This is a genomic window from Mucilaginibacter sp. OK098, from assembly GCF_900142915.1.
Lineage (GTDB): Bacteria > Bacteroidota > Bacteroidia > Sphingobacteriales > Sphingobacteriaceae > Mucilaginibacter.
Genome location: NZ_FRCM01000001.1, coordinates 982304 through 997962, shown reverse-complemented (window position 1 = coordinate 997962; position 15659 = coordinate 982304). Strand labels below are relative to the sequence as shown.

The following is a 15659-nucleotide window of genomic DNA, read 5'->3' as shown; positions in this document are numbered from 1 at the left end:
TCAATTAGTTGCCGTACATATGGCAATACATCATAGCCTTAAAGTAATTATAAATTGGTGTTTTCATTGTTTATAGTGACAAATATACATATAGTATAGGGAAGTTGTAGTATTTATTTGAAAAAAGGTGATTTTTACCTTTGTATTACATTATAGTTAATAGTCGTTCTCCTGGTTTTTAAGCTTTCTGTATTAATATCCTGATAGTTTATTCAAATAAATATATTATTAACCGCTGATACCTATTATGTAATATTTACACCCAATTTTTAACTTGACATATTAGTTTGAATTATCTTAGCAATAGTTTAATAAAAAAGTCCTTTGTATGAAAAATGTATAATTATTATTACCTTACATAAAATTAACCTTGGCTTATTAATTATTATTTTATGAAGAAACATTTACTTATTATCCTCGCAATAATCTGTCTCAGCACAGGGATTGCCTTTGCACAAAAGTTAACTATTAAAGGCACAGTTACTGATGCCTCCAGTAAAGAGGCTATTCCTGGTGCCTCAGTAAGAATTAAGGGCACTTCCATCGGTACATCTACAGATGCAAACGGGAAATTTACAATTTCCGCTTCGGCAAGTGACCAATTGATATTTTCATACACAGGGTATAAGCTTTTAACAATTACTGTAGGAAACAGCAGTACTGTTGATGTAAAAATGGAGAAAGATGTTAACACACTTGGCGAAGTCGTTTTAATCGGCACACGTTCTGCTGGTCGGGTTAAGCTGGAAACAGCCGTACCTGTTGATGTGGTTAATATTGCAAAGGCTTCTGTTAGTACAGGCAGGCTTGATATAACCGATATATTAAACTATTCGGCCCCATCGTTCAATTACAACAAGCAATCAGGCTCAGACGGTGCCGACCACGTTGAACTGGGTACATTGAGAGGTTTGGGCCCTGATCAAACTTTGGTGCTCATTAATGGAAAACGCAGGCACCAAACCGCCTTTGTTTCGGTATTTGGCACCCGGGGACGCGGTAATTCCGGCACTGACCTTAGCTCAATACCTACAGCTGCAATTGACAGGGTTGAAATTCTCCGTGATGGAGCATCCGCACAATACGGATCAGATGCGATTGCCGGTGTAATCAATATCATATTAAAAAAGACTGTAAATGAATTTACCATAAATGGCGGATATTCGGGTTATTACGACCCGGAATTTAACAGCCGTAACGCGCTTGCAAAGGGCCAGTATCCGCATGGTGGGGCAATTGATGGTAATGCGGTTGCTTTTGATGCTAATTACGGCATTGCAATTGGGAAAAATAATGGATTCATAAACTTATCGGCAGATTATGCTAATAACGGCAAAACCTTCAGGCAAACGCATGATACTGCATTTGCAAACCCTAAAGCATTACCGCTTAATAATGTGAGGCGTGCAAATGGAGATGGCTCGGCAAATAGTTTTGATTTGTTTTTTAATAACGAGCTGCCAATTGCCGGAAGCCGCACAACTTTTTACAGTTTTGGTGGCTATAGCCGTAAAAACTCTGATGATTATGCTTTTACAAGGAACTTTTCAGGTTCACCGGGGCGTTTTCCAACTGATGCCAGCGGAAACCTTATAGCGGTACCCGGTATTATATTTAATACACCTGATGGTGATAGTTATTATAACCCGATCATACAAACACATAATACTGATGCATCATTGGCATTGGGATTAAAAGGAACTGTTGGAAAGGATGTTGACTGGGACCTAAGCAATAATATAGGTAACAATTCATTTCATTTTTTTGGTGATAAAACGTTTAATGCCTCATTAGGTGCCAATAAAAATCATTTTGATGATGGTGGATCGCAGTTTTTACAAAACACCACTAACTTAAACTTTAGCAAACATTTAAAAGATGTATTTGCAGGCCTAAATATTGGTGCAGGTGCTGAATACAGGTACGAACGTTATAAAATTAATGCAGGCGAGCCTGATTCTTATTCAAATTATAATGGAGACAAAGCTACAGGTTCACAGGGATTTCCGGGATACCAGCCTACTGATGTTGTAAATGCTCACCGTTCGGTTGAAGGGATCTACCTTGACCTGGAAGCTGACATCACCAAAAAATGGTTAATTGATTACGCCAACAGGCTTGAACACTACAGCGACTTTGGGTTTAATTACAGTACTAAGTTTGCTACCCGCTATAAAGTAACCGATAATTTTAATATTCGGGGTTCAGTAGGTACAGGCTTCCGTGCACCATCATTACAGCAGATCAACTACAGTTCATCTTATACCAATGTACAGGGCGGTGTTATTTCTGAGGTGAAAATTGCACCAAACTTTAGCCCCATTACTAAAGCAGCCGGCATCCCTAACCTTAAACAGGAAACATCAACCAATGCCGGGATAGGCTTTACCTATAAACCAATACCTGAATTAAGCATCACTACCGACGGCTATTTAATTAAGGTAAAAGACAGGGTAGTGCTTTCTGGCCAATTTAGTGCAAGTGATCAAACACTCGATCCGGCATTTTTAGCCGCGCTTAATGCTTTGCACGTTTCTGCCGCACAGTTTTTTGCCAATGCAGTAAATACCACAAATACCGGATTGGATGTTGTAATTGAATACAACAAGAAAATAGGCGATAGCCGGATCAGGGTGTTATTTGCGGGCAATTTTCAGCACATGAAGATTAACAGCATCAATTACCCGGCTAAACTGAATGGTACTGATCTGCTGAGACAGACCTTTTTAAGTGATCGTGAGCAGAAATTTATTTTAGCATCCGCACCTCCGCAAAAGCTTTCATTAAACCCGGAGTATAGCTATAAGAAATTTACAGCAGGTACGCGCTTCACCTATTTTGGTAAGATAGTATTGCTTGGATACGGTGATAATTTTGACGGGATCCATCCGGTTGTTCCGTTGGATGCCGATGCTAACACAAAAGTACCCGATCAATATAATTATAGTGGTAAGGTTGTTAGTGATCTGTATTTTGCTTATAAATTGAGTAAAACCGCTCATGTTTCAATAGGTAGCGATAATATATTCAATATACACCCTACACTTGGCGCAGTACTGGCTGCTAAGGGTTATGCCTATAATAATGAAACCGGCGGTCCTTTTGACGCTGTACAAATGGGCCAAAACGGGCGCCGGTTATTTGCCCGGATTGGATTTAACTTTTAGAAAATATCAGTTATATATTAAAATAGCCGTCCATTTTTATTGGGCGGCTATTTTGTTTTTAAAAAGTAATAATATTAATCGGTTAGTTATCTTATTTTAAATGAAGATAAACCGGTAAAATGGTTGATTACAAGGGAACCACTAAACATTCAACAGCAACGTACCTTCGCGGCTAATAACGTCAGCAATGCTGGTTTCAGATAGTATTTTTACAGTTGCATCCCTAACTTCAATAAACACATCCCGAATTCCGCAGGTTGTTTCCTGGTGGCACTCATCGCATTTATGGTAAAAGTTAAGGCTGGCGCATGGTACCATGGCTATGGGGCCATCGGTAATCCGCATTATTTGTACCAGGAATATATCCTTAGGGTCTTTGTTAAGGCTGTAGCCACCTCCCGCACCTTTTTTACTGTAAAGAAAGCCTGCGTTACGCAAATCCAAAAGGATCTGTTCAAGAAATTTTTTCGGGATCCGTTCTTCCTCAGCAATCCTTGAAATTTGCATTGGCGGTTTATCTGCATTTTTCCCCAGCACTACCAGGGCCTTAATTGCATACTTAGTTTTTTTCGATAGCATATTTAAAAATAGCGCTTACAAAGATAGGTAAAAGAATTTGAGTTACTTTATTTGCTGATAAGGTGTTAATCTATGGTAAAGATAATGTTTTATTTGATGTGCAAATATTCCTGCTCAAAACTGCTTTCAGGCGTTAGCTTGTATTAAATCCCAAAGGTTTCCATACAGGTCTGCAAAAACAGCAACAGTACCATATGGTTCTGCTTTAGGCTCGCGAACAAATTTGATGTTTTTGGCTAACATATTGGCATGGTCGCGCCAAAAATCATCTGTATACAAAAACAACGAAACGCGACCGCCGGTTTGATTGCCAACATGTTTTTTTTGTTCTTCACCATCAGCTTTTGCTAACAACAGGCAACATTCTTTCGAACCTTTGGGTGCAACCAGTACCCATCTTTTGGTTTCACTTAATGGCGTATCTTCAATCAAATCAAATGCCAATTTTTCTGTATAAAATTGAATGGCATCGTCATAATCATTAACCAGTAAGGTAATATGGGCAATATATTGTTTCATTTAAACAATAAACCTGTCTTCCACGTTTTCCTGTAAAACCATAATCTCATCGCCTATTGCAATTTCCCCGGATCCTTCATGAACCAGGTTTTGGCCAAACAAGATCTTATTGTTTTTAAAACGGTAGGATGCCAGAGTTTTTAATGGCTCTTTTCCTTTTTTTGCTGTTTCCTGGTCAATAGTGGTAACTACGCAGCGGGCACAAAGCTTTACCCCATAAAAATCAATGTCGCCAATTGTAAAATGTCCATACTGATCTTCTTCAAAAGGCTCACCACCTGTAAATACGATGTTAGGCCTGAACCTGTTCATTGGTAACTCATCCATAAGCCGGTTATTCAGGTCATCAAGCGATGCCTGCCCGATAATTAAAAACGGATAAGCGTCAGAAAAGGAAGTAACGGAATTTTCAGGAGCATAACGCTGATCAACCACACGTTTTGTATCATCGGGCATATAAACCAGCCTGCAATTTATCCCCAGCACTTCAGTAAACCAGCTATCAGCTTCATCGCTTACAAATTCAGCTATGCAGGTATCATCCCAAATAACCACCACAGCGCGATTAGTTGATGGCAGAGGGGTTAATGGTAATGTTATAAACTTATTGCTGGCCTTGTGAGTAACACGCAGTTCATTATTTTCAATGGAAGGCTGAAGCTGTGACATTTGAGGATATTCACGCTGCGTTAAAAAACAATTGTTTGTATCAACAAGCAAATATCGCCTGTCGTATTCAAAACCTTTTTCGGTTATCTGTGCTTTTTTAACGGCAATTCCCGCAAGTGATTTTATGGGGTAGATATATAGTTCGCTTATCTGCAACATTTTCAAATTTATGAAAAGGACATCTAAAAATTATCGGCACCAAATAATTTAGTTTGATTATTTCGGTCTGACGTGATAGAATATGACTTTCACTTTAAGATTATTTTATATTTGATAATTCTTTCCCATCCAATTATGATAATCATGTCTTTAAACCGCATCAAATTAATGGCTGTTCTGTTTGTCTGTTTCTTTCCTGCAGATAAGCTCTTTGCACAATTATTATTCCCTCAAAAGCCCGGCGTAGTTTCATACACCTATCGCAAATATTTTGAAAAGGATGTGCCGTCAACGCTTGATATAATTAAGGCAAATGGATTTACAGATATTGAATTTTCAAATCTTTTTGGTAAAACCGCGGCTGAATTAAGGAAGTTAATTGATGAAAGAGGTTTAAAATGTTCTTCGTTTGGAGTGAGCTATGAAGACTTTATTAATAAAACTGCCCTGGTTGCTCAAAACGCAAAAACTTTAGGTGCTGATTATGTAAGGGTTGCCGGAATTCCTCATAAAGGCGTATTTACGTTGGAAGAGGCCCAACAAGCAATTGATGATTTTAACAGGACGGGGAAATTACTCAAAGAGCAGTACAGCTTATCCTTTGTGTATCACAACCACGGGTTTGAATTTGAGCCATATAAAACTGGCACCTTGTTTAATCTTCTGGTTGAGCAAACAGATCCAGAATATGTAAGTTTTGAGCTGGATATCTTGTGGGCTTTTTTCCCGGGACAGGACCCTGCGAAAATGCTTAATAAATATCCCGGCCGTTTTAAACTGATGCACTTAAAAGATCTTAAAAAGGGCGTAAAGGGAAATCTTTCGGGTGGTACCTCACGGGACAATGATGTTGCTTTGGGTACCGGGCAAATGGATCTCCCTGCAATATTAAAGGCAGCCAAACAAGCCGGAATACAACATTATTATATTGAAGATGAAAGCAATAATGTTATGGAACAGGTTCCGGCAAGCATTGCTTATTTAAAGAGTTTAACAGAGTGAGATTTTAAGCTATTGTTCTGTTTTTAATTAGCCAGTTATAAATCCCTACTTGTATCCTCAGTGATTTTAATTATAAAGTTACGCCTAACCATACTTACGATGCAATTGTTATCTGCTCTAGGATTCGCGGCAGCTTGGTTGTCTCATCTTTATGGCGATAACCGCCCGGGCGACGAATTAGGTGGCTAACGAAATAAAAAAAGGCGTTTTTTTGAAACAATTGGTATTAAAAAACATCCAATAAACAAAATCGGAAAATTATGTTAGTTACAACAAGCACAAGCCTTGAAGGCTATAAAATAACCCAGCATTTGGGAGTAATAAGAGGGATTACCGTTCGTTCGCGCGGGGTAGGCGGCAATATATTAGGTGGTTTGCAGACAATTATGGGCGGACAAAACAGTGTTTACACAGAGCTTTGCGAAACAGCCCGCGAAGAAGCCTATCAACTAATGATGCAGCATGCGCAGCAACACGGCGCCAACGCAGTTATTAATATGCGTTATGATGCCAATGAAGTTTTGCAGGGCGTAACAGAGGTGCTGGCTTATGGAACTGCAGTGGTGGTAGAGAAGATTTAAATTTTACCAGGTACAGTTCTTCATTTTTTTAAATCAGGAGAAGGTTTTGAGTTTTTAGCTGTGTCTGGTATTTTATCTGCATTTTTAGATTTGGATGTTTCTAACGCGTCAGGAGATTTTAGTTTTGCCGAATCGTTTTGTTTAGCCCCGTTGATTACATCTGCCGGATGTTTGGAGGCTATATGGCTAGTCCTGAAAATAAAATATCCCCCAATAATTAATGCTGTTATAACCACAACAGCTATCCAATAAACTTTTTTCTTGTTAGGATTTACTTTTACAACATTATTCTCTGTTTTAGGAATTGTAATTATAGCATTTAATACATAGCCTTTTTTTGGTACGGTTTCAATTAGTGTTTTTCCATCATCATTAAAAATTTTACGCAGGTAGGAAATGGCCTGAGTGAGGCCTTCATCAGCATTTCCGTAATTATCCCAAACCTCTTTGGTCAAAAGGGCCCTGGTAACCAATTCTCCTTTATTAGCAACCAGCATACAAAGCAGATGCATTAACCTTGGCTCAAGGCGGGTTTCATTTTGCCCATCATTTTGCTTTATAAGACCAAGCAATGGGGTTATAAAAAATTGATTGTTAATTATAAATGGCTTTTCAATCATTCATCAAAAATAAACGAATCGAACTTAACTATTCATTTTTATAAAATCTGAATCTTTTCTGAAGCTTTTCTATATATGGCCCGGCGTTTATCGGCAATAGCTTTGGGGTATTAAAAAACAAAGCATCATGAAAAAAATCCCAAAAGGATTATGGCTACCCTTTATTAGCCTTTGTATACTGGGGGCGCCTGGCTCAGCGCAATCGCAGAAAAGCGCTTTAACAACCGGCAAGGCTGTAGCTTTCCCTGCCCTGGCAACCGTGGAAAAGGAAACTTTCCTGAATACTATTACTACCACAGGTCCGGATGGCATAAGATACAAACTGGTGCAAGAAGGCGACCGATTACCAAAGCTGTACCTAAATAATAAACTAATCCCTACTGGGGAGCTTGACCGCTACACGGCCCTCATTGATAAGCTTACATCCATATTATGGGAAAGGCAAAAAGAAGCAGCCCGTCAAAATGAAGCAAGGATTAACAGCCAGCAGCTGGCTATTGTAAACGACCTTGTAAAAGATCAGATCATTAAAAATCAAAAAGACGCGCTTTCCTTCCGGTTAACTCTAAACGAGTTTATAGTGAATGGACAAAATCAATCTTTTACAATTTTTAACCGGTATATGAAAAAGTATATCAACAATGCCGACAAAATGTATCAGTTTAATTATTCATCAAAATAAATTATGAAAACTTATTATATATTCTTCCTGTTGTTAATTACGGCAATTGCCACAGAAGCGCAAAAACTGAACCTATACTCGCCTCAAGTAAAAACGCGGATAAAAAAAGTGGAAAATAACCTGGGTGGGTGGGTGAAAATACAGGATAGTACCGGCTGGAACATCCTTGATCGCATGGCATATTACCGGATAAATGGAGTAAGCGTTGCCGTTATAAATAATTATAAAATTGAATGGGTAAAAGGATATGGCTGGGCAGATACTGCCCAAAAGATCCCGGTTACAATATCCACATTATTTCAACCGGCCTCCATTGGTAAATCTATCCATGCTGTGGGGACAATGAAATTGGTGCAGGATGGCAGAATTGATTTGCACCATGATATAAATGCTTATTTAAAAAGGTGGAAATTCCCTTATGATTCATTAAGCCGCGGTAAAAAAATAACCACGCTTGAATTACTTAGCCATACTGCCGGCCTCTCGGTACATGGTTTTGACGGGTATAAATGGTACCAGCCGCTTCCCAATATCATTCAAATACTCAATGGAGAGCCACCGGCCAACTCACCGGCTGTAAGGTCGGTATTTGAACCGGGTACAAAATTTGAGTATTCAGGTGGCGGGTATGCAATATCAGGGATGGAGGTTGAGGATGTTACGGGTAGGCCTTATGCTGATTATATGACCCAAACCATTTTTAAACCATTGGGAATGAATCATACATTTTATTATTCCCAGCTTACAGAGAAGCAGAAAAAGAATTTAGCTACAGCGTATCGGTTTGACGGAAAAGATATTGGCTGCAAGTATCATATTTATCCGGAAGATGCATGCGGTGCATCTCTTTGGTCGACGCCTGCCGACCTGGCAAAATTTATTATAGAATTACAACTATCCCTCAAGAGCAGAAATAACAAAATACTTTCGTCCACAACCGTTAAGCAAATGTTTACTCCGCAAATAGAAAAAAACAATGCACTTGGTTTCTTTATAGAACAAAAAGGCAGCGATACCTATTTTCATCATGACGGACTGAATGAAGGATTTGTAGCAGACTATTACGCATCCATTAAAAATGGTAACGGGGTGGTTATAATGGCAAATACTGATCTTGCTGCATACATTGATATCACAGAAGAAATTATTAATAGCGTAGCCACTGTTTATAAATGGAAAGGGTTCTACAACCCGGTTGTTAAAAAGGAGGTTATTGTTCCGGATGGTGTTTTAAACACTTATTGCGGCAAATATAAATTCCGTGATGATTCAGACCAATCTGTTACTGTATTTTGGAGAAATGGTAAATTATGGTTTCACGACAGCAGTTCACCAACTCCATGGTTGATGCACTTTAGCAGCAATACCGATTTCTTTTTTAATGAGATCATGTTCAATATTCATTCTTTTATGAAAGATACTCATGGTAATATAGATAGCTTCATGATAAAAGCACAGGATGGCTCGTTTAAAGTTAAGAAGGTAATCTAAAGGATTCCTTTTATATTATTTAGATAATAATATTGAAGAAATAGGATAATAAAGCACTATGGGTTTGGATTGGTATTTTACTCAATCAACATATTTTAACCTGATTAACTTAATCAACTCAAATTACTACTTTTGCAGGCTCAACAAGCGCTATGCAAAAAAGCAAACTTACGCTCTATATTTTTATTGCCCTTATTTCGGGGGTAATAGCTGGTTACCTGTATAATGTGTATGTAATAAATGCCATTAATACCCGTATAAGTACGGTAGAGGCTAATATCAAAGTTATTGATGCCCGTTTATCCACTTTAAAAGATAGCACAACCGCTGATTTTAAGCTGTTAAAATCAAATCGCAGCGCACAGGTTGTACTGCGTAAAGCCACTGATGATCTCCGCGAGGATAAGCTGGAAGGCTTTACTATTTTAAGCCATATATTTCTGAACCTGATTAAAATGATAGTCGGCCCCCTGGTGTTTTCAACGCTGGTGGTTGGTGTGGCAAAGGTTGGTGATATTAAGGCTGTAGGCCGCATTGGCGGTAAAACCTTATTGTGGTTTTTAAGCGCTACCCTGGTTTCCCTGCTGCTTGGGATGTTGCTGGTAAATCTTTTCAAGCCAGGCATGGAAATGCACCTGCCATTGCCAGACAGCCATTTATCTACCGGGATCAAGAAAACAGGGATCTCTTTAAAAGATTTTGTTGACCATGTATTCCCCCGAAGCTTTTTTGAGGCCATGACAAATAATGAGATCCTGCAGATTGTGGTGTTCTCCATCTTCTTTGGCATAGCTACAGCAGCAATTGGCGAAAAAGGCGGGCTGATTATTAAAGCAATGGATGCCATTGCACACGTTATATTAAAAATAACGGGCTATGTAATGATGCTTGCGCCATTAGCTGTGTTTGGCGCCATAACAGCTATTATAGCCAAACAGGGTTTAGGGATCCTGTCAACCTATGCTATTTTTATAGGCGAATTCTATTTTTCGCTTACCGTGCTTTGGATGGCAATTATTTTTGCGGGCTTTGTTGTGTTGCGCAAGCGGGTGTTTAACCTGGTAAGCCGGATAAAAGATGCCATGCTGATAGCTTTCAGTACATCAACCAGCGAAGCGGCTTATCCAAAAGTATTGCTTGAGCTTGAAAAATTTGGTTGTAATAATAAAATTGTAAGTTTTGTTTTACCACTCGGCTATTCATTTAACCTTGACGGCTCTATGATGTATATGACCTTTGCCTCGTTATTCCTAGCGCAGGCCTATAATATGCATTTATCAATAGGGCAACAAATAACCATGCTACTTATACTAATGCTTACCAGCAAGGGCGTAGCAGGTGTGCCAAGGGCATCACTGGTGGTTATTGCAGGAACATTGCCAATGTTTAACATCCCGGAAGCTGGATTGGCTCTCATAATAGGGATTGATCCTCTACTTGATATGGGACGTTCGGCCACAAACGTGTTGGGTAACGCCATGGCTACCGCAGTAGTGAGCAAATGGGAAGGGGAGTTATCCGATCAAACCAAAGAAATTATTTAACAATACCTCGATAAAAAACTAATTAAAAATGTCCGACAGAGCTAAAAAAGTATTTCTAACCTTAACAATAGTGGTGCCTTTCCTTTTGTATTGCATATATTACTATACCAGGATGATCCAAAATGCGCCCTATAAGTTTACTGAGTTTAAATCATTTGTTATTCAATATGGTACAAGTGATAGCCTTTTAAATAAATACGATTCGAAAACAGGCGCATACCAATATTTAAACAGGCATGATTCATTGGTGAAAATGAACCTGTTGCTTACAAAAAGCGACTTGCTTTATTTACACCGTAAAGCTGCTGATCTTGGTTTTTGGGATTTTCCTTCAAATGAGCTTGGCGATACTACTAAATATAAAGGAGCAAAGCCGGTACGTTATTATATTGAGTTTAATTACCAGCGCAAAAGCAAAAAGGTATTATATGATGAAGCATTTGATGGCGACTCAAGATTAAAAGATGCCAATGAAAACCTGGTAAAGGAAATTATACACGTTTTAGCTGATGCCGAGGACAGAAAGAAAAAGTAATTGACCATGAAGCATATTTTACTGTATATAGCATTGTTAATCTCTGTGCCGTCATTGGCACAACAAATGAGTTATGCTGAATGACAGACTAAAGCCAAATCGGAAGTTAATTTAAGGCCCGAATACGGTAATATAACAAAAAGCGAGGATGAAATAAAAGCAGATAACAAGTTTATTGAAACTGTATTACAACAGGATACTACCCGTAGAAAGGGTTCTGAGCAGCTTGTAAAGCTTGGATTTACTTATTTGTATAGAGGTGATTTGGAAACAGCTATGAAAAGATTTAACCAGGCATGGCTACTTGACCCTAAAAACGAAAATGCTTATTGGGGATATGCTGCTGTTTATTTCAGTTTTAACGATATTAATGAGGCTTCGAAACAGCTTGATAAAGGACTTTTATTAAACCCCAATAGCTCCAATATATTAACTGATAAGGCCACTATTTATATGGTTAGTTATATGAATGATCATCAGATTAATAATTTAAACAAGGCTATTGAAGTATTTAATCAATCTTATAAAATTGATCCATCTAATCAAAACACTTTATTTAAGCTATCCGCTTCTTACTTTTATAAGAAAGATTGTTCCAACGCCTGGAAGTATTACAATGAATGTGTGAAGCTTGGCGAACAACCAATTACCAGGGAGTATACCGAAGCCTTAAAGAATCAGTGTAAAATGTAATTTAATAGCGTTGCTTTATTTAAAATATTATTCTATATTTGCACCTCGAATTTTAAAACTAATAATTAACAAACAATGTACGCAATAGTAAGTATAGCCGGACAGCAATTCAAAGTTGCAAAAGACCAGCAGATCTTTGTACACAGGTTACAGGGTGAAGAGGGCGCTAGTATTGAATTTGACAATGTATTGTTAGCTGAAAACGAAGGTAAATTTAAATTAGGTTCTGATTTAAAAAGTGCTAAAGTATCTGCTAAGATAGTGTCTCATTTAAAAGGTGATAAAGTAATTATCTTCAAAAAGAAAAGAAGAAAAGGTTACAAGAAAAAGAACGGTCACCGTCAGCAATTTACCAAGATAGAGATCACTGGTATAACATTATAATTAAAGTTTAATCGGGGGCCGTTATAGCTCCATAAAGATATTAAGAAATGGCACACAAAAAAGGGGCCGGTAGTTCCAGAAACGGCCGCGAGTCACATAGCAAACGTTTAGGTATCAAGATATTTGGTGGTCAGCCGGCAATTGCAGGTAACATCATCGTTCGTCAGCGTGGTACTAAACACAATCCAGGCCTTAATGTAGGTATCGGCAGAGACCATACCCTATTCGCATTGGCTGAAGGTATTGTAACATTCAAGAAGAAAGCAGATAACCGTTCATACGTTTCTGTATTGCCTCTTGAATTGGAGCCTGTTGCTGAAGTTGCAGCACCAAAACCAGTTGTAAAAGCTGAGAAAAAAGTAGTTGAAGCAAAAGCGCCTGTAGCAGAAGCTGCACCAGCAGTTGAAGAAACTCCGGTTGCTGAAGAAGCAGCTCCAAAAGCAAAAAAAGCAGCAGCTCCTAAAAAGAAAGCTGCTGACACAGAAGAAAAAGCAGCTGAGTAATCAGCAAGCTAATAATATTGAAAAGCCCGGATTTGTTTAGATCCGGGCTTTTTGTTTTCTACCAAAATATTAAGAGGGTATTATTAAAGCTGATAGTTAAGACAACTAATCATTTTTCTTTACGGGGATGTCCTGCCTAAATTAAAACTAATAGGCATCGTATAAATTACCCTTACAGGATATCCATTTTGCATACCAGGATTCCACTTTGGAGAACTGCTTATAACCTTTACAGCCTCTGCATCCAATGAAGGGAATATTTTTCTTACAATTTTTACATGAGAAATACTCCCGTCTTTCTCAATTATCATTTGTACAATAACGCGTCCTTGTTTGGTCTTTTCCCTGGCATCTTTCGGATAACGAATGTTTTTCGCAATGTATGCAGAAAACTGATCATTGCTTCCCGGAAATTCAGGTTGATGCTGAACCGATGCAAATATAGTTGTATCCGTTACCGGGTCTTTTATTGTGTCGGGTTTTTGTGCTTTAGCAAATGAAATACCGATTAAAGTTATAAATACTAACAATAGCGTTTTTTTCATATTTTATTCCATTATTACCTTCTTTAAATAATAACTGTCCGCATCAATCACGGGCATTGTCTTACTATCAACCCTGATACCTTTACTGTCTACCATTATTCGTTTTGTACCGGCATCGGTAGTTACATCAATAGGCAACGGAATCGAAATATTATCCAACTGTATTAAGTACTTGTCTCTTGGTTGTTGCTTAATGTGAACCTCCAATTTATTAACTGTGCGCAAATACAAATCGAACAGGGGTTTTAAATCTTTTCCTGATTCCTTGCTGAAAAACTGCTCTATGTCATCAGTATTTACCAAATTGTCATAAGTGTATTGGGGAGAAGTTACAAACTTTTTAAGCGCAGGGAAAAACAGGCTATCGGTCATTACGTAACAGATGGTATGCATAAAGAAAGCTCCTTTACCATATATATCACCATTGTACGCTGCTTCTTCGTCGATATCTTTGCCCATAACAATTGGAACCTTGTTGCCAAATGAAAGCGCAGACCGTTTGAAGAATTTGATATAAGCGTCTTTACCTTCAAATTCCCTTATATATAAAGCATCGCCGTAAGTGCAGATCCCTTCGTGGATCCAGTAATCGGCCCAATCCTTTGCTGTTACTTTATTTCCCCACCATTCATGCCCAAATTCGTGGTGCATTAGGCCATCGTAATCTTCGCCACCAACTTTTGTGTATTGGAACTTGTTGCCATAGGCATTCATGGTTTGGTGCTCCATACCAAGATGTGGCGTTTCGCAAATGGCAATCTTTTCTTTTGCCCAGGGATACTCGCCAAAATACTTCTCCTGTTCATGGATGGTTTTTTCAAAAACATCCAGGTGATGTTCAGCTTTTGAGAGATGCTCTTTTAATACATAAAATTGCAGAGGCGTAATATGTCCGTCAATAGTAGTGTACTTGCGGCTTACAACTGCAAAATCACCTACATTAAACAGAATGCTGTAGTTATTAATAGAATAATTTGTTTTCCAATGGAAAGTTGCTGTTTCGCCGTGTTTGGTCACTTTTTGCAGTAAGCCCGGGCCAGCAACTACAAGGTCTTTTGGTACAGTAATAATCAGGTCTGCACCCTCATTGGGTTCATCAGATGGATGATCCTTACATGGAAAATACAGCTTACCACCCGTTCCTTCGGCTGTTATTGCCATCCATGGGTGCCCTGTTGAGTCTCTTGACCAGATAAATCCATCATCCCATGGTGGTCTGCGTGCCACATGTGGTTTGCCGCCGTAGATCACTTTTACGCTTGCTTTACCTGCGGGTAGTTCATTAGCAAGGTTGATCCTGATCAGGTTATTTTTATATTCAAATGGTTGCTGTTTATTATTCACCAATACCTGGCTGATATTTAGGGAATCAAGCAGATCGAACAACAAAACATGTGTTGGCTGGGTCATTATAACATCAATTGTAGTGTAACCATCAATTGTTTTTTGCTTAAAATCCAGATTTAAAGCAATTGTGTAATGCCTTACATCCATTATAGCCTGCTCGGGCTTTAGCTTGCCGCCAGAGGTAAGTTCCTGGGCATGTAGTTTGCTGACAATAAGCAAGATAATAACTATAAGTAATTTACGCATATGATTATTGGGGGTTATTATTGTTGTTCCTGGTAAAACTTTATCGGGACTGTGTATATTGATTTGATAAACTTATTATTTCTCATGGCGGGAATCCATTTTGGAGACAGGGTTATCACCCTTAACGCTTCTTCATCAAAAGCTGTGCTCATGCTTTTGACTACCTTTATATCGGTTAAGCGGCCGTCTTTCTCTACAAAAAAACTTATTATTACAACACCTTGCGAATCATTTCCATCATCTTTTGGCCACTTTAAATTTTTGTGTAAAAATGCGCTGAACGCTTGCTTACCACCTGGAAATTCAGGAGGTGTTAAACTTTGGGAATAGGCCTGAACCACAAAAAAGGACAATAGTAAAATAACGGCAGAAACGACCAGTAATTTTTTCACA

The 15659-nt window shown here is 38.5% G+C and carries 17 protein-coding genes; 10 read left to right on the top strand and 7 right to left on the bottom strand.

The features are described 5' to 3' along the window. The first annotated feature begins 392 nt into the window (after nt 1-392). Nucleotides 393-3167, top strand: coding sequence for a TonB-dependent receptor (locus BUE31_RS03985; protein ID WP_073400468.1), 2775 nt, complete (start codon nt 393-395; stop codon nt 3165-3167). 141 nt (nt 3168-3308) lie between these two features. On the opposite strand, the gene BUE31_RS03980 is transcribed toward BUE31_RS03985, so the two are convergent. The 3 genes from BUE31_RS03980 to BUE31_RS03970 form a co-directional block, all read right to left on the bottom strand. Continuing rightward, on the bottom strand, nt 3309-3746 hold the full coding sequence (locus tag BUE31_RS03980; protein ID WP_073400466.1) for an RrF2 family transcriptional regulator: 438 nt from the start codon (nt 3744-3746) through the stop codon (nt 3309-3311). Nucleotides 3747-3872: 126 nt separating this feature from the next. Then, nucleotides 3873-4265 (bottom strand): VOC family protein, encoded by a 393-nt coding sequence (locus BUE31_RS03975; protein WP_073400464.1) that lies wholly within the window; start codon nt 4263-4265, stop codon nt 3873-3875. After that, entirely contained in the window at nt 4266-5093 is an 828-nt protein-coding gene (locus BUE31_RS03970; RefSeq protein ID WP_073400462.1) for an MOSC domain-containing protein, read from the bottom strand. A gap of 168 nt (nt 5094-5261) precedes the next feature. Between BUE31_RS03970 and BUE31_RS03965 the strand changes: the two genes are divergently transcribed. Continuing rightward, nucleotides 5262-6095: a sugar phosphate isomerase/epimerase family protein gene (locus tag BUE31_RS03965; protein ID WP_234997743.1), complete on the top strand. Its 834-nt coding sequence runs from the start codon at nt 5262-5264 to the stop codon at nt 6093-6095. A gap of 260 nt (nt 6096-6355) precedes the next feature. Further along, nucleotides 6356-6676, top strand: a complete 321-nt coding sequence (locus tag BUE31_RS03960) for a YbjQ family protein (RefSeq protein WP_073400458.1) — start codon at nt 6356-6358, stop codon at nt 6674-6676. 20 nt (nt 6677-6696) lie between these two features. On the opposite strand, the gene BUE31_RS03955 is transcribed toward BUE31_RS03960, so the two are convergent. Next, entirely contained in the window at nt 6697-7296 is a 600-nt protein-coding gene (locus BUE31_RS03955; RefSeq protein WP_073400456.1) for a winged helix-turn-helix domain-containing protein, read from the bottom strand. Nucleotides 7297-7423: 127 nt separating this feature from the next. On the opposite strand from BUE31_RS03955, the gene BUE31_RS03950 reads away from it, so the two are divergent. The 7 genes from BUE31_RS03950 (at nt 7424) to rpmA (ending at nt 13128) form a co-directional block, all read left to right on the top strand. After that, complete coding sequence (locus BUE31_RS03950; protein ID WP_073400454.1) at nt 7424-7978, top strand: hypothetical protein; 555 nt, start codon at nt 7424-7426, stop codon at nt 7976-7978. A 3-nt stretch (nt 7979-7981) separates the two neighbouring features. Next, complete coding sequence (locus BUE31_RS03945) at nt 7982-9469, top strand: serine hydrolase domain-containing protein (RefSeq protein ID WP_073400452.1); 1488 nt, start codon at nt 7982-7984, stop codon at nt 9467-9469. A gap of 152 nt (nt 9470-9621) precedes the next feature. Further along, nucleotides 9622-11013 (top strand): dicarboxylate/amino acid:cation symporter, encoded by a 1392-nt coding sequence (locus BUE31_RS03940; protein WP_073400450.1) that lies wholly within the window; start codon nt 9622-9624, stop codon nt 11011-11013. Between the two features lie 28 nt (nt 11014-11041). Then, the gene (locus tag BUE31_RS03935; RefSeq protein ID WP_083619293.1) at nt 11042-11548 is read left to right on the top strand and encodes a hypothetical protein; all 507 of its coding nucleotides are present in this window, start codon (nt 11042-11044) and stop codon (nt 11546-11548) included. 249 nt (nt 11549-11797) lie between these two features. Continuing rightward, on the top strand, nt 11798-12241 hold the full coding sequence (locus tag BUE31_RS03930; protein ID WP_255376649.1) for a tetratricopeptide repeat protein: 444 nt from the start codon (nt 11798-11800) through the stop codon (nt 12239-12241). 75 nt (nt 12242-12316) lie between these two features. Continuing rightward, nucleotides 12317-12625: a 50S ribosomal protein L21 gene (rplU, locus tag BUE31_RS03925; protein WP_073400446.1), complete on the top strand. Its 309-nt coding sequence runs from the start codon at nt 12317-12319 to the stop codon at nt 12623-12625. Between the two features lie 47 nt (nt 12626-12672). Beyond that, on the top strand, nt 12673-13128 hold the full coding sequence (rpmA, locus tag BUE31_RS03920; protein ID WP_073400444.1) for a 50S ribosomal protein L27: 456 nt from the start codon (nt 12673-12675) through the stop codon (nt 13126-13128). 119 nt (nt 13129-13247) lie between these two features. Here the strand turns inward: rpmA and BUE31_RS03915 are convergent, their stop codons facing one another. The 3 genes from BUE31_RS03915 to BUE31_RS03905 are packed head-to-tail and all read right to left on the bottom strand — an operon-like array spanning nt 13248 to nt 15658. Further along, nucleotides 13248-13673, bottom strand: coding sequence for an energy transducer TonB (locus BUE31_RS03915; RefSeq protein ID WP_073400442.1), 426 nt, complete (start codon nt 13671-13673; stop codon nt 13248-13250). A 3-nt stretch (nt 13674-13676) separates the two neighbouring features. Further along, the gene (locus tag BUE31_RS03910; protein ID WP_073400440.1) at nt 13677-15266 is read right to left on the bottom strand and encodes a M1 family metallopeptidase; all 1590 of its coding nucleotides are present in this window, start codon (nt 15264-15266) and stop codon (nt 13677-13679) included. A gap of 17 nt (nt 15267-15283) precedes the next feature. Beyond that, nucleotides 15284-15658: an energy transducer TonB gene (locus tag BUE31_RS03905; protein ID WP_083619290.1), complete on the bottom strand. Its 375-nt coding sequence runs from the start codon at nt 15656-15658 to the stop codon at nt 15284-15286. Nucleotide 15659 lies beyond the last annotated feature (1 nt).

What these genes read in the sequence shown, in the direction of transcription:
- BUE31_RS03940 (WP_073400450.1), top strand. Translation starts at nt 9,622, where the DNA reads ATGCAAAAAAGCAAACTTACGCTCTATATTTTTATTGCCCTTATTTCG.
- rplU (WP_073400446.1), top strand. Translation starts at nt 12,317, where the DNA reads ATGTACGCAATAGTAAGTATAGCCGGACAGCAATTCAAAGTTGCAAAA.
- rpmA (WP_073400444.1), top strand. Translation starts at nt 12,673, where the DNA reads ATGGCACACAAAAAAGGGGCCGGTAGTTCCAGAAACGGCCGCGAGTCA.
- BUE31_RS03945 (WP_073400452.1), top strand. Translation starts at nt 7,982, where the DNA reads ATGAAAACTTATTATATATTCTTCCTGTTGTTAATTACGGCAATTGCC.
- BUE31_RS03955 (WP_073400456.1), bottom strand. Translation starts at nt 7,296, where the DNA reads ATGATTGAAAAGCCATTTATAATTAACAATCAATTTTTTATAACCCCA.
- BUE31_RS03985 (WP_073400468.1), top strand. Translation starts at nt 393, where the DNA reads ATGAAGAAACATTTACTTATTATCCTCGCAATAATCTGTCTCAGCACA.
- BUE31_RS03950 (WP_073400454.1), top strand. Translation starts at nt 7,424, where the DNA reads ATGAAAAAAATCCCAAAAGGATTATGGCTACCCTTTATTAGCCTTTGT.
- BUE31_RS03970 (WP_073400462.1), bottom strand. Translation starts at nt 5,093, where the DNA reads ATGTTGCAGATAAGCGAACTATATATCTACCCCATAAAATCACTTGCG.
- BUE31_RS03975 (WP_073400464.1), bottom strand. Translation starts at nt 4,265, where the DNA reads ATGAAACAATATATTGCCCATATTACCTTACTGGTTAATGATTATGAC.
- BUE31_RS03960 (WP_073400458.1), top strand. Translation starts at nt 6,356, where the DNA reads ATGTTAGTTACAACAAGCACAAGCCTTGAAGGCTATAAAATAACCCAG.
- BUE31_RS03910 (WP_073400440.1), bottom strand. Translation starts at nt 15,266, where the DNA reads ATGCGTAAATTACTTATAGTTATTATCTTGCTTATTGTCAGCAAACTA.
- BUE31_RS03965 (WP_234997743.1), top strand. Translation starts at nt 5,262, where the DNA reads ATGGCTGTTCTGTTTGTCTGTTTCTTTCCTGCAGATAAGCTCTTTGCA.
- BUE31_RS03980 (WP_073400466.1), bottom strand. Translation starts at nt 3,746, where the DNA reads ATGCTATCGAAAAAAACTAAGTATGCAATTAAGGCCCTGGTAGTGCTG.
- BUE31_RS03915 (WP_073400442.1), bottom strand. Translation starts at nt 13,673, where the DNA reads ATGAAAAAAACGCTATTGTTAGTATTTATAACTTTAATCGGTATTTCA.
- BUE31_RS03935 (WP_083619293.1), top strand. Translation starts at nt 11,042, where the DNA reads ATGTCCGACAGAGCTAAAAAAGTATTTCTAACCTTAACAATAGTGGTG.